Annotated in this window: 20 protein-coding genes and 1 pseudogene; 9 read left to right on the forward strand and 12 right to left on the reverse strand. The window is 66.6% G+C overall.

The features are described from left to right. The first annotated feature begins 19 nt into the window (after nucleotides 1–19). The gene (locus OG225_RS18275) at nucleotides 20–2,050 is read left to right on the forward strand and encodes an erythromycin esterase family protein (protein ID WP_405182770.1); all 2,031 of its coding nucleotides are present in this window, start codon (nucleotides 20–22) and stop codon (nucleotides 2,048–2,050) included. Here OG225_RS18275 and OG225_RS18280 read toward each other — a convergent pair. Continuing rightward, nucleotides 2,032–2,879: pseudogene (locus OG225_RS18280) on the reverse strand (APC family permease); the annotation flags it as partial. The gene OG225_RS18275 and the pseudogene OG225_RS18280 overlap by 19 nt on opposite strands. On the opposite strand from OG225_RS18280, the gene OG225_RS18285 reads away from it, so the two are divergent. Beyond that, nucleotides 2,788–3,567, forward strand: a complete 780-nt coding sequence (locus OG225_RS18285) for an ArsR family transcriptional regulator (protein ID WP_405182771.1) — start codon at nucleotides 2,788–2,790, stop codon at nucleotides 3,565–3,567. The pseudogene OG225_RS18280 and the gene OG225_RS18285 overlap by 92 nt on opposite strands. A 24-nt stretch (nucleotides 3,568–3,591) precedes the next feature. Next, entirely contained in the window at nucleotides 3,592–3,990 is a 399-nt protein-coding gene (locus OG225_RS18290; RefSeq protein WP_405182772.1) for a VOC family protein, read from the forward strand. A gap of 406 nt (nucleotides 3,991–4,396) precedes the next feature. Here OG225_RS18290 and OG225_RS18295 read toward each other — a convergent pair whose 3' ends face one another. From OG225_RS18295 to OG225_RS18310, 4 genes are all read right to left on the reverse strand, one after another. Then, nucleotides 4,397–4,834, reverse strand: coding sequence for a hypothetical protein (locus OG225_RS18295; protein WP_405182773.1), 438 nt, complete (start codon nucleotides 4,832–4,834; stop codon nucleotides 4,397–4,399). A 162-nt stretch (nucleotides 4,835–4,996) separates the two neighbouring features. Continuing rightward, complete coding sequence (locus OG225_RS18300; RefSeq protein ID WP_405182774.1) at nucleotides 4,997–5,746, reverse strand: SDR family NAD(P)-dependent oxidoreductase; 750 nt, start codon at nucleotides 5,744–5,746, stop codon at nucleotides 4,997–4,999. A gap of 84 nt (nucleotides 5,747–5,830) precedes the next feature. Beyond that, nucleotides 5,831–7,219, reverse strand: a complete 1,389-nt coding sequence (locus OG225_RS18305; protein ID WP_405182775.1) for a wax ester/triacylglycerol synthase family O-acyltransferase — start codon at nucleotides 7,217–7,219, stop codon at nucleotides 5,831–5,833. A gap of 105 nt (nucleotides 7,220–7,324) precedes the next feature. Continuing rightward, nucleotides 7,325–8,233: a universal stress protein gene (locus OG225_RS18310; RefSeq protein WP_405182776.1), complete on the reverse strand. Its 909-nt coding sequence runs from the start codon at nucleotides 8,231–8,233 to the stop codon at nucleotides 7,325–7,327. A 233-nt stretch (nucleotides 8,234–8,466) separates the two neighbouring features. Between OG225_RS18310 and OG225_RS18315 the strand changes: the two genes are divergently transcribed. Together OG225_RS18315 and OG225_RS18320 are read left to right on the forward strand one after the other, a co-directional pair. Next, complete coding sequence (locus OG225_RS18315; RefSeq protein WP_405182777.1) at nucleotides 8,467–8,994, forward strand: hypothetical protein; 528 nt, start codon at nucleotides 8,467–8,469, stop codon at nucleotides 8,992–8,994. Nucleotides 8,995–9,008: 14 nt separating this feature from the next. Beyond that, nucleotides 9,009–9,887: a GyrI-like domain-containing protein gene (locus OG225_RS18320; protein WP_405182778.1), complete on the forward strand. Its 879-nt coding sequence runs from the start codon at nucleotides 9,009–9,011 to the stop codon at nucleotides 9,885–9,887. A 31-nt stretch (nucleotides 9,888–9,918) separates the two neighbouring features. On the opposite strand, the gene OG225_RS18325 is transcribed toward OG225_RS18320, so the two are convergent. Beyond that, nucleotides 9,919–10,818: an NAD(P)H nitroreductase gene (locus tag OG225_RS18325; protein ID WP_405182779.1), complete on the reverse strand. Its 900-nt coding sequence runs from the start codon at nucleotides 10,816–10,818 to the stop codon at nucleotides 9,919–9,921. A gap of 234 nt (nucleotides 10,819–11,052) precedes the next feature. Between OG225_RS18325 and OG225_RS18330 the strand changes: the two genes are divergently transcribed. The 4 genes from OG225_RS18330 (at nucleotide 11,053) to OG225_RS18345 (ending at nucleotide 15,945) form a co-directional block, all read left to right on the forward strand. Beyond that, nucleotides 11,053–12,576 (forward strand): AAA family ATPase, encoded by a 1,524-nt coding sequence (locus tag OG225_RS18330; protein WP_405182780.1) that lies wholly within the window; start codon nucleotides 11,053–11,055, stop codon nucleotides 12,574–12,576. Nucleotides 12,577–12,603: 27 nt separating this feature from the next. Further along, on the forward strand, nucleotides 12,604–13,251 hold the full coding sequence (locus tag OG225_RS18335; RefSeq protein WP_405182781.1) for a response regulator: 648 nt from the start codon (nucleotides 12,604–12,606) through the stop codon (nucleotides 13,249–13,251). Nucleotides 13,252–13,428: 177 nt separating this feature from the next. Further along, the gene (locus tag OG225_RS18340) at nucleotides 13,429–14,292 is read left to right on the forward strand and encodes a universal stress protein (RefSeq protein ID WP_405182782.1); all 864 of its coding nucleotides are present in this window, start codon (nucleotides 13,429–13,431) and stop codon (nucleotides 14,290–14,292) included. Nucleotides 14,293–14,526: 234 nt separating this feature from the next. Then, a complete protein-coding gene (locus tag OG225_RS18345; protein ID WP_405182783.1) occupies nucleotides 14,527–15,945 on the forward strand; it encodes a wax ester/triacylglycerol synthase domain-containing protein in 1,419 nt (472 codons plus the stop codon). On the opposite strand, the gene OG225_RS18350 is transcribed toward OG225_RS18345, so the two are convergent. Genes OG225_RS18350 through OG225_RS18375 form a run of 6 tightly spaced genes read right to left on the reverse strand, consistent with a single transcriptional unit; the run spans nucleotide 15,911 to nucleotide 20,937 of the window. Further along, on the reverse strand, nucleotides 15,911–16,417 hold the full coding sequence (locus OG225_RS18350) for a hydrogenase maturation protease (protein WP_405182784.1): 507 nt from the start codon (nucleotides 16,415–16,417) through the stop codon (nucleotides 15,911–15,913). The two genes, OG225_RS18345 and OG225_RS18350, sit on opposite strands and share 35 nt — an antisense overlap. Continuing rightward, a complete protein-coding gene (locus OG225_RS18355) occupies nucleotides 16,414–17,706 on the reverse strand; it encodes a Ni/Fe hydrogenase subunit alpha (RefSeq protein ID WP_405182785.1) in 1,293 nt (430 codons plus the stop codon). Before OG225_RS18355 ends, OG225_RS18350 begins: the two co-directional genes overlap by 4 nt. Beyond that, on the reverse strand, nucleotides 17,690–18,463 hold the full coding sequence (locus OG225_RS18360) for an oxidoreductase (RefSeq protein WP_405182786.1): 774 nt from the start codon (nucleotides 18,461–18,463) through the stop codon (nucleotides 17,690–17,692). Before OG225_RS18360 ends, OG225_RS18355 begins: the two co-directional genes overlap by 17 nt. Then, nucleotides 18,463–19,317 carry an FAD/NAD(P)-binding protein gene (locus OG225_RS18365; protein WP_405182787.1) on the reverse strand — a complete coding sequence of 285 codons (855 nt, stop codon included), beginning with the start codon at nucleotides 19,315–19,317 and terminating at the stop codon, nucleotides 18,463–18,465. The genes OG225_RS18360 and OG225_RS18365 overlap by 1 nt, the downstream gene beginning before the upstream one ends. Next, on the reverse strand, nucleotides 19,314–19,823 hold the full coding sequence (locus OG225_RS18370) for a Crp/Fnr family transcriptional regulator (protein ID WP_405182788.1): 510 nt from the start codon (nucleotides 19,821–19,823) through the stop codon (nucleotides 19,314–19,316). The genes OG225_RS18365 and OG225_RS18370 overlap by 4 nt, the downstream gene beginning before the upstream one ends. Next, complete coding sequence (locus tag OG225_RS18375) at nucleotides 19,810–20,937, reverse strand: 4Fe-4S dicluster domain-containing protein (protein ID WP_405182789.1); 1,128 nt, start codon at nucleotides 20,935–20,937, stop codon at nucleotides 19,810–19,812. The genes OG225_RS18370 and OG225_RS18375 overlap by 14 nt, the downstream gene beginning before the upstream one ends. Nucleotides 20,938–21,034: the final 97 nt, after the last annotated feature.

Consider the following 21,034-nt stretch of genomic DNA (forward strand, 5'->3'; position numbering starts at 1 on the left):
CGGCAACTTAGGGAAAACGATGAATCAGGTTCACGTGGAATCCGATACTCCCCGGGCGATCTTCCGTGACAGGCACGAGGCGGGGCGGGTCCTCGCCGGGTTGCTCGAACACTATCGCGACGACCCGGACGTGCTCGTGCTCGGCCTGGCCCGTGGCGGTGTCCCGGTCGCCTGGGAAGTCGCCGCGGCGCTCGACGCACCTCTGGATACGCTGATCGTGCGCAAGCTCGGCGCCCCGAGCCATCCGGAATTCGCCATCGGCGCGCTGGCGATGGGCGGCAGAATCGTGCTCAACGACGACATGATCCGCGGATTGCATATCACCGCAGAGGAGGTCCGCCGGATCGCCCGCACGGAGACCGACGAGTTGTATCGCCGCGAAGCGGCCTACCGTGGCGACCGCGGCCCGCTCGAGATGGCGGGGCGGACGGTGATCCTGGTGGACGACGGATTGGCCACGGGTGCGAGCATGTTCGCCGCGGTCGACGCGATACGGGCGGACCAACCCAAGCGAATCATCGTGGCGGTCCCGGCCGCGCCCGAGTCGACCTGCCGTGAGCTGGGGGCAGGCGTCGATGAAGTGGTCTGCGCGACAATGCCTTCGCCGTTCGGGTCGGTCGGTGCGTCGTTCTGGGACTTCACCCAGGTCACCGACGAACAGGTCCGGGTGCTGCTGAGCACGCGGACCACGGGAACAGCTGTGCCACCCATCGATATCGCGGCGACCATCGCCGCGGCCGCCGTCGAGGCACCGGGCGGCGTGCCACCCACGCATGTCCTCGAGGAACTGATCGGCGACGCACAGATCGTGTTGATCGGCGAAAGCTCGCATGGCACAGAGGAATTCTATGCCGCGCGGGCGGCGATCACCCGCTGGCTGATCGAGAACAAGGGTTTCACCGCGGTCGCCGCCGAGGCCGACTGGCCGGACGCTTACCGAGCGAACCGCTACGTACGCGGGCACGGGCCGGACACCACCGCCGAGGAGGCTCTGCGCGGATTCGAGCGCTTCCCCTCCTGGATGTGGCGCAATACGGTGGTCCGCGATTTCATCGCCTGGCTACACGATCACAACCGTGAACAGCGATCACGTGATCTCCCGCGCACCGGGTTCTACGGCCTCGACCTGTACAGCATGCACCGATCCATGCAGCAGGTGATCGACTACCTCGACCGCGTGGATCCCCGCGCGGCGCTGCGGGCGCGCGACCGATACGGCTGTTTCGACCATATCTCGGGCGACGACGGACAAGCGTATGGATTCGCGGCCGCTTTCGGAGCGGGAAGATCCTGCGAGACGCAGGCGATCGAGCAGCTCGTCGAACTACGAGACGATCTCCTGGCGCGGGAGGATTCGGACCCCGCCGACGCCGACGACCGATTCGACGCACTCCGCAATGCGTGGACCGTTCATGACGCGGAGACGTATTACCGCGCGATGTTCGGCGACCGCGTCTCGTCGTGGAATCTACGAGACCGGCATATGGCCGAGACGCTGGACGCGCTGGTCGAACACCTACAGCCCGACGAGCCGGGCGACCGAAAGGCGCGGATCGTGGTGTGGGCGCACAACTCGCACGTGGGCGACGCCCGCGCGACCGAGATGGGCGCGGAAGACCAGCTGACGCTCGGCCAGTTGGTCCGTCAGAAATACGGTGCCGCTTGCCGTTGCATCGGATTCAGCACCTACGCCGGCTCGGTCACGGCCGCCGAGGAATGGGGCGGTCCCGCCAAACGCGAGGGCGTACGGCCGGCACTCGGGTCGAGCATGGAAGAGTTGATGCACGACACCGGCATGACGGAATTCGTGCTCCGCATGGACCTTCCTGGCGACGCGATCGATATCCTGCGACAACCGCGGCTGCAGCGAGCCATCGGGGTGATCTACCACCCCGGTACCGAACGCCAGAGCCACTACTACCACGCCAGACCAGCAGACCAGTTCGACGCACTCATTCACCTCGACGTGACCACCGCGATCACGCCGTTGGAACCGACCCGCCAATGGATCGACGGCACGATACCCGAGACCTATCCATCCGGGTTGTGAGGGAGCCCGACTCGGCGATGCCCGGCGCTGCCTCTCGGAGCGCTCCCGCGGCGAACGGCGTAGATCACAGCACCGATGAAGACGACCAGCGCGCCCGCAAGCGCCGACGAGGACGGCGGTGTGAAGGCAAGGGCCGAGCATCCGATCAACCCGACCGCCGGGATCACCCGCATCGGTCGTCCCTCGGTCGCGGGCAGTGTCCACGCGCAGACGTTCGCGATCGCGTAGTAGATCAGGAGGCCCCGGCCGACCGCACCACCTGCGACAAGGGCGCGCTCGCTCGCGACAGATCCTGTGGCCCCAACACCATCAGCGCGGCGACCACGACAGCCACGTACACGAGCACAGCGATACCGAGGGCGAGGGCGAGTGGAATCGCGCGGGGAATCGCGCGCGCCGGGTCACGAACCTCCTCACCGAGCGTCGCGATCCGCGCGTAACCGGCGAAGGCGAAGAACAGCAGACCCGCGCTCTGCAATACCCCGAACATGCTTATGCCGGAACCGAATTCCAGCCGTGCGACATCGGGGGATCCGGCACTCAGCGCCGCGACCACCACCGCTGCGAGCACCGCGAGCACGATCGCGACGACCACACGGGTGGTCAGCGAGGACTTCTGCACGCCCCGATAGTTCACCGCCGTCAATGCGACGACCGCCGCGACAGCGACAGCGTGCGCGTGCTCGGGCAAGGCGTACACACCGACCGTCAGCGCCATCGCCGCGCACGAGGTGGTCTTGCCGACCACGAAACACCATCCCGCCAGGTACCCCCAGAACTCCCCCAGCCGCTCACGTGCGTACACATATGTCCCGCCCGAGGACGGATACCGCAACGAACTGTCCCGCGGTGACTACCGGGTCCGGGAACTGGTGACACAGGTCGGTGAACCGCAGAACCTGGTCTCCTATCACCTGCGATTGCTCCGCGACGGCGGGCTGGTGACCAGCACGCGCAGCAGCTACGACGGGCGCGACAGCTACTACCACCTGAATCTCGACCACTGCGCCGACATACTGATCGGCGCGGGCGCGGCGCTGCATCCTGCGCTTCGACTTCGCTGCGCGCCAACGGCATTCGAACCTACAGGACCGCTGGCAGTGCTGTTCGTGTGCACCGGCAACAGCGCGCGCTCAGCGATCGCGCAGGCCCTGTTGCGGCGCCACTGCGGTGGACACGTCGAAGTCCTCAGTGCCGGTAGCCGCCCGAAACCCGCTATGCACCCCAAAACGGTGCGGGTCCTGCGGCGGGAGTACGGGAGAGACATCTCCGACCAGTCCCCTCGCCACCTCGCCCCCCTCGGCGAGCGCCGGTTCGACGCGGTGATCACCCTGTGCGACAAGGCCCGAGAAATCTGCCCCGACTTCGGGAACAGCACAGCTGCGATCCACTGGAGCATCGCCGACCCGGCGGCGACCGGCAACACCGACGAAGACAGCTACCCCTTGTTCCAGGCCACCGCCACCGAAATCGACACCCGCACCCGCCATCTGCTGCCGGTCCCCGCCACCCGATAAACCGCCAGGAAGGAACGAACAAAATTGCCCACATCGACCGAATACGCCGATATCCGCTACCTCGTCGACGACGTGCAAGCGGCCATCGACTTCTACACCAACCACCTCGGTTTCACCCTGCACACCAACGCAGAACCCGCATTCGCCGACGTCACCCACGGGCCACTACGGCTACTGCTGTCGGGGCCTTCCAGTTCCGGTGCCCGCGCCACGCCCGCCGACACAGCCGGAGGTGGTAACCGCATTCAGCTACCCGTCGATGACCTCGACGCCGAGATCGCACGCCTGCGCGACGCCGATATCGCATTCGACAGCGACAAGGTCGCCGGACCCGGCGGAAGTCAGATACTGATCGCCGATCCCGCCGGCAACCTGATCGAACTATTCCAACCCACCCACACCGAAACCCCCACCGAGCGGTAGCCGCAGCGCGACCCATTGGACGCAGGACATCGTCAGCGCGCCTCGCAGAGCACGCCCGATACCGTCCGTTCGGACCTGCTACAGATCATCCGGACGAGCTCGCGGTTTTCCCGACAACCCTGGGTCGTCCACGCGATGATGCAATATCGACAACCGTCGCAGATATTCGGTCTCGTCCAACTGACCGTTGGCGAATCGGAGCGCGAGAATTTCCGTGGGCGTACGGGATTCGATACCTCCGATCGGAGCATCCCCTGATCGGGGGGTTTGCCCGCGCTCGGGCCGCGCCGCGTTCCGCATCGCCGCCGCTATGCCCACGGCCAACGCCAGCCACAACGGTATCAATGCGAGAACAACGAGAACGAACATCCAGCCGTTCATCACACCGCCATGCCAATACATCTGATCATTCCAATACATGACCGCTATTCCTCTCTGGCCCGGTGGTCGTGCCGCCACCGGTACCGTGCCGTCGCGAGCCGTGCCCGCGACCTTCCAAACGTCCGGCCGCCCAGCTGAAAAACAGTGCGCCCGAAATCGGGGCCAGCAGGATCGTGGCGCCAGAACTGACGCCGGCCATTGCCGCATGCCACGAATTCCTCCGGGGGCCGACCAGGTTGCCCTTCGCGTCGAGCCATACGACCACGTGTGAGCCGCGTGTCGCGTCGTCCGGCACGTGAACGGTGGCTCGCGCAGTCCGTCCGTCGACGGTCCATTCCACAGGAGCCTGGAATCGCCTGTCGGGGGGCGCGGCACGCTGTGGGTCCACGGTGAGGGTCGCGCTGACGGCGACCTTGCCGACGTTCTCGGCGCGGATCGTTGCCGCGGTATCGAGTGCGATCACGGTACCGATCACTGCGGCGACCAGTACGAGCGCCAGACATATCACCGTCCCGGTGATCGCAGTCGACGAGAATTCGCGACCCGCCGTTCTCGACGCCCATTCCCGGCCCGGCCGGCCGGGCCGCAGACCGCTGGACACGTATCCGACCATCGGACCCGCCGCCTAGGACGCGTCGGGCAGTGGCAAGGCCTGGCCTGCGGTCGCGCCGCCGTCGAGTACGAACTCCGAGCCGGTGGAGAAGCTGGCCTCGGTGATCACGAACCGGACCATCGCGGCGACCTCCTCGGGCTCTCCGTACCGTGCCAGCGGCTGAGCCGCGGCGAGCGCGTCGCCGTGCCCCGCGGTCATCGGGGTGTGGATGGGTCCCGGGTGCACCGAGCACACGCGGATTCCCGCTGCCCCCAGTTCCACCGCGGCGGACTTGGTCAGTCCGCGCAGGCCCCACTTGCTCGCCACGTACGCGCCGATTCCGGCGTATCCCGCCAGTCCCGCTGTCGAGGAGATGTTGACGATGACCCCGCCACCGTTGGCACGAAGTCGCGGGACAGCGGTGTGCATTCCGAGCCAGGCGCCGTACAGGTTCACGTCCACCACGTGCCGGAACATGGCGGGCGACTGCGTATCGATGGTGCCGAAATCGAGGATGCCCGCGTTGTTCACCAGAATGGCCAACGGACCGAAAACCGCTTCCGCTTCGTCCACCACCGTGTTCCAGTTTGCCTCGTCGGTGACGTCGAGTCGGCAGAACTTCGCGTTCGGGCCGAGCGTGCGCGCGAGTTCGGTGCCGTCGTATTCGAGAAGGTCGGCGATCACCACCGAGATGTCCTCTTTGACCAACGCGCTCGCGATGGCGGCACCGATGCCACGCGCGCCGCCGGTGACGATCGCGGTGCGTCCGCTGAAAGTGCTCATGATGAGATTCCTTCGATTCGGTGGTGTTGTCGATCGAGCATCCCGCGCCGCCCGCACGGCCGACGATGGTCGAAAGTCACGGGTTCACCGGCCCTCCGGCACCCGTTCGGCGACGATCGAGCGGTACCGGGAAGTGGCGTCGGGGTCCTGTCGCGCGTGTCGAAGCAACTCCGCGACGGCTTTCTCGATACCGGAGGCGATCATGGCGATATCGGGCGTGCTGTCGTAGTCACCGGTGATACCGAATACAAGCTGGTCGCCGTAGCTGAGGATGGTGATCCCCGTGCGCAAGCGCATGGCGATCGGGGCGTAGGCGAAGATCTCGAGCACTTCTCCGCCGTGCAGATGTAGGCGGTGTTTCGGGCCGGGGACATTGGTCGCGAGTACGGAGACGCTGTGCTGGGGATACATCGTCACCAAGCGCAGCGCCAAGGCCACCGGCGCGAACGGCAGTCGATCGGCGAGTCCGAGGAGCGAATTCGCCGCGCCCGCTTCGCCTCTGACCTTGTGTCGCGACAATCGGGTGTGCACCGCGGCCAACTGCTCGACCGGGTGCGGCAGCTCGACCGGCAGCAGCGGCAACATCGCCGAAACCCGGTTGTCGAGAATATTTTTCGCGCCCGAGGCGCGCATCGATACCGGGGCAAGGACACGTAGTTTGTCGGCTCGTGGCTCCTCGCCGCGCCCGAGTAGTACTGTCCGGAACGCCGAGGCCACCGCGGCGAGGGCGACGTCGTTGATGGTCACCCCGAACGTCGTCCGGATCTCGCGGACCTCCGGTAGCGAGGTCTTCGCCACCGCGTATCGGCGTTGCCGTCCGATCGGACCGTTGAGTGACGAATCCGTCGCGGGCAGAACCACATCCAGGATCAGCGGCACAGCTGCCCGAACGGTCGCCAGCACTGTCCGCGGCACGTCGATCGGCAGCCTCAGCCCCCTGACCAGTAGTCGACGCCAGTCGGTCGGTGAATCCTTCGCCGACCGCGAAGTCGAGGCGAGGTCGACCGATTCGTCACACAGCCGCTCGAACATGGTGATCCCGGAGATCCCGTCGACCATGCTGTGGTGGGCTTTCACCACCACAGCCCATCGCCCTCCCGCAAGGTGTTCGATGACGACGCATTGCCACAGCGGATGGTCTCGGTCGAACCGTTCTTCCATCACCACGGCGATCAGTTCGCACAGCGCGGCTTCGTCGGCCGGTTCGGGCAGGGCCATCCAACGAAGATGGTGTCCGATGTCGAAACTCGAATCGTCGACCCATTCCGGAGCGGCGATATCCCACGGTGCGCGCTGGACCCTCTGGCGCAGTCGCGGATCTCTGCGCGATCGCTCGGCGAGCATCGTGCTGAACTCGGCGCGCGTGGGGGGCGGGCCGGCCACGATCGCCACCGCGCCGATTCCGGCACTCACGTGGCGGTCGGTGTCCTCCAGTTCCATGAAACCCGAATCCAACGGGCCGAGTCCGGTCATTCGCGCTGCCTATCTCCGAGGTGCGCCGTCACCGGATCGGCCACGGCCGCTGCCACCACTCGATCCTGGCAGTCGGATCTGTGGCTTCACCAGGTGCCAAAGCCCTCAGGACCGGTGACGTTGGCCATTTCGGACGACGATCATCGGGCACTGCGCCGAATGCAGCAGCGCGTTGCTGGTCGAGCCGAGCATCATGCCCGCGAAGCCACCGCGGCCGTGGCTTCCGACAACCAGCAGCTGAGCATTCGCCGATGCCTCGAGCAGTGCGCGCGCGGGCCGATCAACCTTGCTGATCCGCTGGACCGGCACATCGGGATAGCGCTCGCGCAGGCCGGCCAACTGCTCGGCAAGCAGGGCTTCTTCCGACTCGCGGGCCGCCTCCCAGCCCGACCAGGGCAGATCGAGACCGCTGGCGTCGCTCCAGGTGTGCAGGGCGGTCAAGGACACTTTGCGCAGCGAGGCTTCCTCGAACGCCAGCTCGATGGCGGGGACGCTGTTGCTCGAGCCGTCCACCCCGACAATCACCGGACGCTTGCCCTGATCCGGGTCGATATCGGCGATGTCGTGCATGACTGCCACCGGGCAGTGCGCGTGTCGCACGACAGCCGTGGTCACCGATCCGAGCACTCCGGGATGAAACGCGCCGACACCCCTGCTTCCGACCACGAGCATCCGTGCCCGTTCCGAACGGTCGAGCAGTGCCGGAATCACATTCTCGAATGTCACCTCGGTCGTGAGTTCGAGCTCCTCACCCGGCACCGCCTCCCGCGCGATCCGGGTGGCCTCGACGAGTACGCGCTCACCGTCACGGCGCAGCCACTCCGCATCCGAGGCGCTCGGTGCCGCGCCGCGACCGAACCCCAGCGGAATCCCGACGGCGATCAGCAGGTGCAGAGGACTGCGGTGCAGCACGGCATCGAGAGCAGCCCAAGCCGCTGCCTGGTACGAACAAGCCGAGCTGTCGATCGCGGCGATTATCGGGGGGCCGGACTGTGCGAAATGATGCTCGGCCATGATCTAGCCTCTCGTCTGTGTGAGTGTGTCGATATCGAGCCTCCTCGGCCGAGGCGGCGATACGGCAGGGACAAAAGACCTCTCCTCGTGAGCCACCGATCCTCGGGTCGACGGTCCGACCACCGAGCCCGACCATGGCCCAATGTCCATCGGCGAATGGCAGTTCGGCACTGTGTCACCGGTGTGCGCCGCAGTAACGTCGAGTTATCCGGTACAGGAGCAGGAGTACTCCGATGCACGCCCGAGTGGTCTACGAATCACTGTTCGGCAGCACCGCCGAATTCGCGGAGGCCGTCGCGGCGGGATTGCGTGCCTCCGGCACGGTCGAGGTGATGAACGTGGTCGCGGCGGGCGAGCAACCCGAGCCGACGGTCGACCTGCTCGTCGTCGGGGCCCGGACCCATCTGTTCGGGATGAGCGGCACCCGTGAGCGCCGTATCGCGACACACCGGACGAGTGCGCCGATCGTGATCGATCTCGGTATCCGGGAGTGGCTGGCCAACGCCCACGCACCGGCACCGGGTACGCGAGCCGCGGCTTTCGAAACCCGGGTCGTCCACCTACTCCCTCCTCCCGGGTCGGCCGCGCACTCCATCGGAAAACAGCTGCGGCGCCTCGGCTATCAACTCGTCGGCGATCCGGCGGAGTTCTTGGTCTACAACGTGCTGGGACCGGCCTCGACGAAAGAGCTGAAGCGCGCGAAGGCGTGGGGCGAACGCATCGGCCGCACCGAGGTCGACCGCCAAGCACATCCGCTCTGAACGGAAGGACGACGATGTCGCATCGGATCACGGTGGCACAGTCCGCGCCGCACACTCGACTCGAACTCCGGCATGCGGTGCGCGCCGAGCAGGCGGGAGACGATATCGGCGCGGGAATGCGGCAACTGTACGAGCTCGCGGGCCGCATCGGGCTCGTACCTACGGGCCCGCCGTCGACGACCTACCACGGTGAATTCGGACCGGGTCACACGACAGAGGCGGACTTCGGGCTGCCTGTCACCGCAGGTCCGGTCGACGGCACCACCGAACAGATCACCGTGCGGCGAACCGAACCCATGCGGTTCGCCTACGTGACCCATCACGGCGGCTACGAGCACATCGGCACCGCCTACCGGGACCTCTACGACTGGATCGGCGCTTCGAACCTCTACGCCTGCGGACCACCCACCGAGGTCTATCTGGTGGCACCGGACGAGGCTGTGCATCCGAATGATCTCGTCACCGAGATCCGGTTACCTGTAGTCACCAGGCCCGACCTGGCGATCCGGCTACCGGCGACGCTCCCCAAGGCCGTTACGCTGGTTCGAAACACGTTGACCGACAAAGGGTTCACTGTCCTGACCGAAGTAGATGCGCGCGCGACGTTCCAGGCAGGCCCAGGCACCGCGATGCAGGACTGCCGGATCCTCGGCGCGTACAACGCGGAACTGGCGCATCGAGCACTCGAACTCGATCCCAGAGCCGGGCTGCTGCTCTCGTTCAATATCGTGCTGCGCGCCGACGGCGAAACGACCATCATCGAAGCCGTGGACCCGCTACGACTCGTGGACACCGAGGACCAAGCGGCGCTGGCAGCGATCGCGCGCGACGCCAGGTCGCGATTGGTATCCGTAATCGAGGCCGTCGCCGAATACTCGCGTCCCACGGACTGAGGCCGCCACTTTCCGCGGCGCGCGGCTCCGGTCAGCAATCGGCGTCGTGTGCATCGGCACCGATCGGCACGAGTATGTCCTGAAGCGGACGCCGACCCGGTAGCGGCAACGCAGGACCGACAGGTGCGGACCCGATGCGAACAACAGCCTGCGGGTGTGCTGCACCGTCGAGCACCCGGCGACGAATCGCGGCGCGGAGTTCACGGGCGGTGAAAGGCCAACTCCTCAGGCAGGTCGCCAATCCGATATTGGTCGCGGTCAACAGGACCGCGCTGGCGGCTTCCCCCGCGCGTAACCACGATTCGCGCTCGTCGGAGTCGGTGCCGAGCACGAGCAAGTCTGCGCAATCGAGCTCGACCGGCCGAAGCGCGACGAAGATCTCGGGCACGGAGGTCGGCGCGAGAAGGTCCGGTGTGCGCACTGCCGGCAACGGCGCGCGCATCAACTCGGCCAATCGTTCACGCGGTTCATCGGTTGCCTGGCGGACCTTCGCGCCCGCCGCCGCGGCGCGCTCGGACACCAGCCCGAAGTAGCCGGGCGGAACCGGCCCAGAGCCGAAAGGCCTGTGATCCGAACGCCTGTGGGTGATCGCGGCGTTCAGTGCGACGTCGGTCATGGTCGGTCGATGCCGCATCAATCCGATCGAGGCGAGGTGGTCCGGATTTCTCGGATCGGGCAGGCGTTGCACCACGCCCAGCCAACCGAGCGCTGCGAGCGCGATACACAGGTGGTGCAGCACGGCGCCGCAGCTCAGCACCGACTCGCGGCCGCTGGGATCGATGCCGGAACGGACCCTGCTCCCATCGAGGTACAGGCGTAATCCGCGCTCGCTGACGCCGAACCGCCACGGTTGCGTGTTGCCGGCCGACGGCGCCCGCACAGCCAGTGTGAGAGCCGCGATCGCGATGTCGTCGGGCAGTCGGTCATTCATCTGCCGGCATCCTCTCGTCGTCTCTCCACATACCCCACACTCGCTCCTTCACGCTGCCGCTATCGGACGGTTCCGGGTTAGAGCAGGACGACCCCTACACGTGGGACTTCCGCAGCCCGATGCGCGGTCGGTCCGTACAGATGCGGAAATCCCACGCTTCGATGACCTTCGGCCATCCCAGGGCGAGCACCGATCCGCGATTCTGGGCGTATCCACATCGAAAGGGATCGCGCCATGAGCGAGTACGCGGCGCCCGCCGAACTGCGGGAGACCCATACCGGCCTGGTGGCGCTCTACGCCGACCGGGCCTACAAGGTGAAGAAGGCGATTCGCACCGATTTCCTCGACTTCAGCACACCGGAACTACGGGAACGCGCCTGCGCGAGAGAACTGGAACTGAATCGCCGATTGGCCTCGGACGTCTATATCGGCCTGTCCCATCTCAGCGATCCGGCGGGCGGCCCCGCCGAGCCGGTGATCGTCATGCGGCGCATGCCCGAGGGTGCCAGGTTGTCCAACGTTCTGGCCGATCCAGCCGAGCGCGGTGCCGAGTTGTCCGCTCTGGTTCGGGTACTGGCCGATTTCCACGCAAGAGCACTACGTGGCAGCGAAATCGACGCCGAAGGCACTGCCACGGCCCTACGACTACGGTGGCAGGTTCTGCTGGACAGCCTCGCGGATCAGCGGACCGATGTCGTCGATCCCGCCGTCCTGACCAGGATCGGGCACAAGGCCATGCGCTACATCGACGGCCGGGAACCCTTGCTGAACAACCGGATCGCCGCAGGCGACATCATCGATGGGCACGGCGATCTCCAGGCCGAGGACATCTTCGAGCTGGCCGACGGGTTTCGCGTGCTGGACTGCCTGGACTTCGACGACCGGCTGCGGTACCTCGACCGCATCGACGACATCGCTTTTCTGGCAATGGATCTGGAGTTCCGCGGCCATGCGGACCTGGGCACGCGGCTCCTCGACGACTACCAGCGGGTGACCGCCGACGCCGCTCCACCGTCTTTGCGCTCGCACTACATCGCCTACCGTGCTCTCGTCCGCGCGAAAGTCGACGCTATCCGCTTCGGCCAGGGCGAGGAAGCCGCCCGTGACCGCGTGCGGCGGCATCTTCTGCTGTCACTGCGCCACCTCGAGCGAGCGGCCGTCCGTCTCGTACTGGTGGGCGGGCTACCCGGCACCGGCAAATCGACCGTCGCCCGCGAACTCGCGGCGGCGACCGGCGCGGTCCTGCTCTCCAGTGACCACGTGCGCAAGCAGTTACGAGCCACCAGGGAGGTCATCGGGACCACCGTCGACTTCGGCGCGGGCACATACTCGGCCACCGCGAAGGCGCGTGTCTACGCCGAGATCCGTGCGATGGCCCGAGAACTCCTGGCGACCGGTCACTCGGTAATCCTGGACGCGAGCTGGATCGACGCCGACGAACGCGCGCATGCGAGCGACCTCGCGGGCGAGACACACGCGGACCTGCTGCAATTGCGATGCCAATGCCCGCCCTCGGTCGCCGACGGCCGTCTTCGTCACCGCGCCGTCGGCGACTCCGACGCGACACCCTCGATCGCCGCGGCCATGTCGAGGACAGCGGCCGATTGGTCGGATGCGACGCCGGTGGATACCGCGCTGACATTGGCCGACACCATCTCACTCGCGCGCCGCGTGTGGGACGGACAGGAATCGACGGACCCGGGTCATTCGTCAGAGGCCCGTCCACGGCACACATCACCGAATGCCGTCGTAAGCTGACAAAATGGGCGACAAAGGTAGGTCCGCATGACCACGGTTTTCTTGGTGGACGACCACCACATTGTGCGCCGAGGAGTCGCCGATCTGATCGAGGCCGAGCCGGATCTCGAGGTGATCGGCGAGGCCGGCAGCGTATCCCACGCACTCGCGCGTATCCCAGCCCTGCGGCCGGAAGTCGTCGTGCTCGATGTCCGACTGCCGGACGGCAACGGCATCGAACTGTGCCGCGAACTACTCGACCAGCACCCCGACCTCCGTTGCCTGATTCTGACGTCGTTCACCGACGAGCAGGCGATGCTCGACGCGATCCTCGCCGGTGCCAGCGGCTACGTGGTCAAGGACATCGGCACCACCGAACTCGTCGACGCCATCCGCGACGTCGGGGCAGGCAAATCATTGCTCGACAATCGGGCCGCAGCGGCACTCATGGCGAAATTGCGCGCCGAAACCGAGACCAAGACCGGCCCCTTGGCCGCACTGACCGATCAAGAGCGGGTGCTGCTCGGACTGCTCGGTGAGGGACTCACGAACAGGCAGATCGCCGCGCGCATGTACCTGGCGGAAAAGACAGTCAAGAACTATGTATCCCGACTGCTGACCAAACTCGGCGTCGAGCGGCGGACCCAGGCCGCGGTCATCGCCTCCAAGCTGGACACGCCCGCCAAGAAGGAATGAGGCAGCAGAGCGCCGCCACCGTCAACACGTCCACTTCCGGGAATGTGCCTTCGGACCCGGTCATTCGGGCCGAACGGCCGCATCGCGCACCGACAGAAATTCCTAACCTACGGATAGTCGAATCAACGGGCCGTCGCCTCGCAGCGCCCGCCCCGAATCCGTCAGGAAGCGAATCTCATGTCTCCCAACAACCTCCCCATTGTCGTCGGCATCGACGGATCGCCCGACGGACTCGCCGCCGTGCGTTGGGCCGCGATCGACGCGGCTCGACGCGGCGCCCGGCTCGACATCCTCGAGGCAATCGTCGCGCCGACGGAGTTCGGACCGGGTATCGCATTCGACCAGTACGACTACGAACGGTTCCGCGAGTCGGGTCGGGACGCACTCGACGCCGCCTCCGAAACCGCGGCGACGGCTGCCGCGCCGATCGGTGACCTCGTCATCACCACCGATCTGGTCGAAGCACCGCCCATCCCGACCTTGCGCGACCGATCCAAGAACGCGGACCTGATCGTCGTCGGCACTCGGGGGCACGGCGCCTTCGGGCGCACCCTGCTCGGTTCGGTGAGCACGGCGCTCGCCCGGCATGCCGAATGCCCGGTCGCGGTGATTCCCGAGGTACCGGAAACAGCGGGTCGGCCCGGGCCGGTGGTCGTCGGCGTCGATGGCTCCTCCTGTAGCAAGCGTGCGGTGGAGATCGCCTTCGACCAAGCGGCGCGCCGCGGGACAGATGTCGTCGCGGTGCTGACCTGGTCGGAGTCGTTCCGGTACGTGTCGCGCGACGACCTGCAACAACAGGGTGAAGCACTGCTGTCGGAGAGTCTGGCGGGCTACGGCGAGACGTATCCGGATGTCGCGGTCAGACGGATCGTCGTCGAGGACCGCCCGGCGAAGCGTCTGCTCGAGACCGGCGAACACGCGGAATTGATCGTGGTCGGAAGCCACGGCCGTGGCGGTTTCGCCGGAATGACCTTGGGATCGGTAAGCCAGGCGGTACTGCACGGAGCCCAAGTGCCGGTCATCATCGCCAGGACCAGCTGACCGAGCGCGAACCGGTGGGTGGCCCGAACAGAGGACGAACGGCCTCCCCATAGAGGTCTTCGTGTCCGCGCGAAATCGGCCGAATCCAAGCAGACTGTTCGGTAGGTAAAACCGGCACGGCGTTGCCGGAACCCCGACGTCGATCCGCACAAATCCTCGCGACGTCGGTGAGAGTGCCGAATCGGGTCGGGTGGGTTCGACACGCTGAACTCACTCAGGCGAAGGCAGCAGGCGATGGAATACCGCGAAACCCATATGTCGCAGTCGGACCTGTTCTCGTGGAACATGGAGCGCGACCCGGCGCTGCGCTCGACGATAGTCTCGGTCCTGCTGCTCGACGCCGAACCCGACTGGGATCGCTTGGTTCGCACGATAGATCGTGGCACCCGTCTGGTTCCCAGACTGCGGGAGCGGCTGGTGCGTGTACCGTTCGGTCTCGCTCCGCCGAAGTGGGCACCGGATCCCGATTTCGACCTGCTCTGGCATGTGCGCCGCGCCGCGCTACCGCAACCGGCGACCCTGTCCGCCGTGGTCGACTTCGCCCGCACCGAGGCGATGACCGCGTTCGATCCCGTGCGGCCACTGTGGCGGTCGACTGTGCTGACCGGTCTGGACGGCGGCGGATGCGCGGTGGTGCTGACCGTGCACCACAGCCTCACCGATGGCATCGGCGGCATCCGGATCGCGACGGAGATGCTCGACGTCGACCGGGCGGGCACTGATCGCGCCGACGCGCCGGAGCCGCCCGCCGGCAGCACCACCGGGCTGCTCGATATCGCCGCGTGGAATTGGGCGGTCGGCACAGATCTCCTCCGGGGCGGCATCACCGCGACACTGCCCACCGCATGGCGAGCTGTCACCCACCCGGCGCGGGCGGTCCGTGACGGTTCCAGGCTGGCCACCTCGCTGGCCCGCCTGGTCCGGCCGATCACCTCGACGATGTCGCCGGTGATGACCGGACGGAGTACCCGCCGCGAACTGGCGATGCTCGAAGTTCCTGTCGCGCAATTACATCGGGCCGCACAGATCGTGGGCGTCACCATGAACGACGCTTTTCTGACGGCGGTGATCATCGGTATGCGGGCCTATCACGCACGGCACGGGGAACAGATACATCAGCTGCGGCTGACCATGCCGATCAGCCTGCGCGCGCCCGACGATCCGCTGGGCGGCAATCGCATCACGCTCGCCCGCTTCGCGCTACCGGTCGACATCGCCGGTACCGCCGACCTCATGCGCGCCGTCGACACCACGATCGCCGGCTGGCGTCACGAACCGGCGATCCCCTTCTCCAGCGCTGTCGCCGCAGGCCTCAATCGATTGCCGGTCGGACTGCTCACAGAAATGCTCAAACACGTCGACTTCGTGGCCTCCGACGTCCCGGGTTCGCCAGTTCCGCTGTATCTGGCGGGGGCGCGGATCGACCGGATGTATGCCTTCGGCCCCACCATCGGTACCGCGGTGAACGTGACGCTGACCTCGCATGTCGAAACGTGCTGTATCGCTATCAACGCGGATACCGCCGCTATCCCGGACATCGTGCCCCTGACAGTCTGTCTCGCCGAGGGTTTCCAGTGCGTGCTCGACCTCGTCGAGGACATGGGGCCGCGGGTCGATGTCAGCGTGCCTCATCCTCGTTCACACCGGGAGTGACGTCATCGATCCGTACGACATGCCGCAACTCCGTCAGCACCGCCTCGACCGCTCGCGGCACCGCGGCGGCGACCGGCTCGCAGAGACCCACGCCGAAGTCGAAGCAGTCGGCCTCCACCGCGACGACGACGAGTTCGCCGGGGACGCGGTCCAGCGCGCGCCCGAGTGGCACGGCCTCGGGAATGGACAGAGCGTGGGAACCGGTGTTGCCCGAACCGCCGCGCAGCGCGTCGACGCCGACCCGTCGGATTCGACCCGCAGTCGCCGGGTCGCGGCGAACGGCATCGATGACGACCGCGAGGCCGACACCCGTCCAGATGTCCAATAGTTCTGTGGGGTCGCCCTCACACCGGGCCACGACAACTCCGGGGAGGCCTAGTCGCTCGATCTGGAACGCGACAGTGAGGCCGATCCCGTCGTCACCGCGGAATTCGTTGCCGACGCCGATCACGACGGCCCGCGACGCGGTCACCGGCGCACCACGTCGAGGTCGAGGAAGTGCGCGGAACAGGAGATGCACGGGTCATGATTGCGGATCACGCGCTCGCACAGCGCCGTGAGAGCAGCGTCGTCCAGATCGAGGTTGGCCGAGACGGCCCGGCGCAGATCTTCCTCGATGGCGGCTTGGTTCTGCGACGTCGGTGGGACGATATCGGCCGCACGGATGATTCCGTCGTCGCCGAGATCGTAACGGTGATAGAGCAATCCGCGCGGCGCCTCACTCACCCCGTGACCGGTTCCGGCGCGGGGCTCGACGGGAACCGCCGCGCGCTCGGGGCGCTCGTACCGTGCGATGAGCGCCAGCGCCTCCTCGATGGCGTAGACGACTTCGACCGCACGGACCAGGATGCTGCGATACGGGTTGCGGCATTCGTCGCCGAGTCCGATCTCTGTCGCGAGCCCGCGCACGGATGGGGAGAGCTGGCGGGAGTTCAGGGTGTACCGGGCCAAAGGGCCGGTCAAATACCGCATGCCGTCGAGTTCCGCGTACAGGGCGGTGGAATGCGCCACCTGTCGTTCCTTCACGTGGGTGGGAAAATCGTTGGCCGGGAAGCGAAGTCCGCCGCTGGTACACATCTCACCCCCCTCGATGGCGTAGCGATCGGGCGCGGTGACGGCGAGCAGTCCGCATTCGAGTTGCACGTCGGGAAATTCGAAACCCGCGGCACGGCGCGCGGTGTTCACCGCGCACTCGTGCGCGTGGCGCAATTGCGCGGTGATCGGTGCGAAATCAGCGGGGTCGGGCACCGAGTAGAAGCCGCCGACCCGGACGTTGACGGGGTGGATCGCCCTGCCGCCGATGAATTCGAGCAGCGCGTTGCCCGCCTTCTTCACCGCCAATCCCTGCTCGACCAGGTCGCGGTGATCAGCCGCGAGCGTGATCGCGTCGGGGTATCCGAGGAAATCCGGGATGTGCAGAAGGAGGATATGCAGGGAATGGCTGGCGATCCACTCCCCGCAATACGACAACCGACGCAGCGCGGCCAACGGCGGATCCAATTCGATGCCGCAGACCTGTTCGAGCGCGTTGCAGGCGCTGGTCTGATAGGCGACCGGGCAGATCCCGCAGATGCGAGCGGTGATGTCGGGTGGTTCGGTATAAGCACGGCCGCGCAGGAAAGCCTCGAAGAATCGCGGGGGCTCGTAGATCCGCAGTTCGACACGATCGACCCGGTCATCGTCGATGACGACGCGGAGTGCGCCCTCGCCCTCCACGCGAGCCAGGGCGCCGACCTTCAACTGCCTAGTGCGGTGGCTCATCGCGGTACCTCCGGGCGAATTCCGGTGCCGCCGCCGCGTAGGTCGTGAACACCCGATCGATGTCATCGGTCGACATGCCGTTGACCCGCAGGATGGGAAGCAGCGCATGGATATCGGGGTCGGCCATCGGCCCGAAACAGCCGTAGCACCCGCGATGGTGCGCCGGGCACAACGCGCCGCATCCGGCTTGGGTGACCGGGCCCAGACAGGGAATCCCCTCGGCGACGGTCACACACGTCGTTCCCCGGCGTTTGCATTCGGTGCAGACGCTGGTGTTCGGGATGTCGGGTTTGCGTCCGGCGAGGAACGCGCACAGTGTGTCGATCAGCTGGCGGCGGTCGATCGGGCAGCCACGCAGTTCGAAGTCCACCGGCACGTGTGCCGAGATCGGAGTCGAAGTGGCCAGGGTGGCGATGTACTCGGGGCTGGCGTAGACCCTCGAGGTGAATTCGTCGGCATCGGCGAAATTTCGCAGCGCCTGGATTCCGCCGTGGGTGGCGCACGCCCCGATCGCCACCAGGATTTTCGACTGCTCGCGGATCTCGGTGATGCGGCGTAGCTCTCGAGGGGTGGTGATTGAACCTTCGACCAAGGACACATCGTAGGGTCCGGGTTCCGACGCGCTCGATGCTTCGGTGAAATGCACGATACGGATCCGGCTCGCGAGGGTGAGCAGTTCGTCCTCGCAGTCGAGCAAGGTCAGCTGACAGCCGTCGCAGGACGTGAACTTCCACACCGCGAGTGTCGCAACCGTCATCACAACTCCTTCACGGCCAGTAGCGGCTCCGCCACCTCGTAGTCGATGATCGGTCCGTCGCGGCAGAGCAACAGCGGGCCGAGTTGACAGTGACCGCATCGTGCGACACCGCATTGCATGGTGCGTTCCAAGGACACCTGGATATTCGTCGCGGCGATTCCCTTGCGCAGGAGAGTTCGCGCGCAGAATCGCATCATCGGTTCCGGACCGCACAGCAGCGCCGTGGCGTGGTCCGGTTCGAGATTCAGATGCGTCAACGGCTCGGTGACGAAGCCGACGGGCCCGGTCCAGCCCGGCAGCGGGTGGTCGACGGTTCGATATATTTCGATAGAATCGTCTGTCTGCCACAGGTCTTGCTCGCGACGGAAGAGGATGTCGGCGGGCGTGCGGGCGCCCGTGATCACGACGACGCGCCGGTAGCGCCCACGGTCGGAAAGTACCGCTAGCACCGCGGGGCGCAGCGGCGCCAATCCGAGTCCGCCGCCGATGATGACGAGATCTCCCCCGGCCGCCGAATCCAGATCCCACCCGGTGCCGAAGGGGCCGCGCACTCCGATCACACCGCCGATGGAGGTAGCGTGCAGAGCGCCGCTCACCGCGCCCACGGCCCGGATGGTGTGTTCCAGCTGACCCTCGCCCGCCCCCGGGTCGCCACTGATCGAGATCGCGATCTCGCCGACGCCGAAGCTGTAGAGCATCATGAACTGTCCCGGCTGAAAACGTTGTGCCACAGCGTGAACCGGCTCCAGTCGCAGGGTCGCGGTATCGGAGGTCTGTGGCAGGCGGCCGACGACGCGATAGGCGGACATCGTGTCCGCCTGCGACGTCGCGCCGGGCCGTGCGTCGACGCTCATCGGCCACCGCGTTCGGCTGTGAGGCGAGGCGGGTAGAGGGCGGGAGTTTCGGCGGGATTGCGATAGAGGTCGAGCAGTCTGGCCCTGGTGGACTGTAGACGTTCCAGTAGTGCCTCGAACAGAGTCAAGGTCAGCGCGCGGCCGAATCGCGGGTCCGCGTCGACGAGTTCGGTCAAGGCCGCCGAGTCGAATTCGACCGCCTCGACCGGCTCCGCGGCTACCGCGCCGAAATGCCAGCGATACGGCGGCACCAGCCAGGACCAGCCGAGCAGATCGCCGCCGCCCAGCGTCTGGATGACGACGTCCCCGCGTCCCGGCACCTGCGCGTCGAGCAGGATCAGTCCGCTGCGGATCAGCCAGCAGCGGTCGGCGGGGCGGCCCTCCTCGATCAGACGGTGTCCCGCGCTGAAGGACACCTCGTGCGCCGCCGCGGCGAGGGTGCCGAGTTCGTCCGGAGTGAGTGTGGCCAGCCGGGTGAACACCGATAGTTCGTCAGCCGTCGGCATCGGGGTCCCCCGCCAGTTCGGCGAGCTTTCCCACTTCGGCCGTGATATCGATGCCTGCCGGGCACCACGCGATGCACCGCCCGCATCCGACGCATCCCGAACTACCGAACTGGTCGTGCCAGGTGCCGAGCTTGTGAGTGAGCCATTGCCGGTACCGGCTCTCGCCCGATTGCCGCACGCTGCCGCCGTGCAGATAGGAGAAGTCCCCTTCGAAGCACGACGCCCACCGCAGCCAGCGCTCGGCATGATCACCGGTGAGATCGGTGACATCTTCGGTGGTCGTGCAGAAACAGGTAGGGCAGACCATCGTGCAGTTCGCGCAGGTGAGGCAGCGGCTCGCGACATCCTGCCAGTGCGGCGACTCGAGGGAGTCGCGCAACAGGGCACGGATGTCCAGTTCAGGCATCTGCCTTCCCATCCGGCCCGCCGCGTCGGACACCTCCGTGCGAGCCCGCGTGACCTCCGCCTGCTCGGCCGGACGCGAGGTCAGCTCGGCGAGGATCCGCGCGCCGTCCGGGCTGCCGACCTCGACGAGGAAATGGTGGCCGTCGGCGCCCGTACGCTCGGTGAGGGCCAAGTCGTATCCGGCCGATACACCGGGGCCCGTGCCCATCGACGCGCAGAAACAGACGCCACCCGGTTCGGTGCAATTCACGGCGACGATGAACAGGTCTTTGCGGCGGGCTGCGAAGGAGGCGTCGGGATATGTCCCGCCACCGAGCACTCGTCCGAGAATCTCGATCGAGGCGAGGTCGCAGCCGCGCACGCCGAGAAACGCGAAGCGCGGCGGCACATCTTCGACGGGTACCGCCTCCAGATCCGGTCCGATCTCGAGCATCTTGCGGCGGGGCGGATGCAGGAACTGTTTCCAGGACCCCGGGCCCGCCGAATGCGCGAATACCGCCTCGTCGTCGCGGCGATGGAGCCGGTAGCGGCCCGGCGCCGTCTCGACACCCCACCCGGCGGGCAGCGCAGCGCCCGAGTCCAACACGTCCAACACGATCGCGCTGTCGCGCACCTGCGGACCGATGACCCGGTAGCCGTGCCCACGCAGCACGTCGACCAAGTGATCCAGACCGGCGCGATCGATTACCACGGTATCGTCAGGCATCATCGAAGCCCCTGTTCAGTCGGGGTAGAGCCGTCCGATTTCCAGTCTGCCCCACATGCGTGGTCCGTGGCGAGGGAACGACGGCCACACATCTCATAGG

It is taken from the genome of Nocardia sp. NBC_01377 (genome assembly GCF_045040005.1).
In the GTDB taxonomy this organism is placed as follows: domain Bacteria; phylum Actinomycetota; class Actinomycetes; order Mycobacteriales; family Mycobacteriaceae; genus Nocardia; species Nocardia noduli.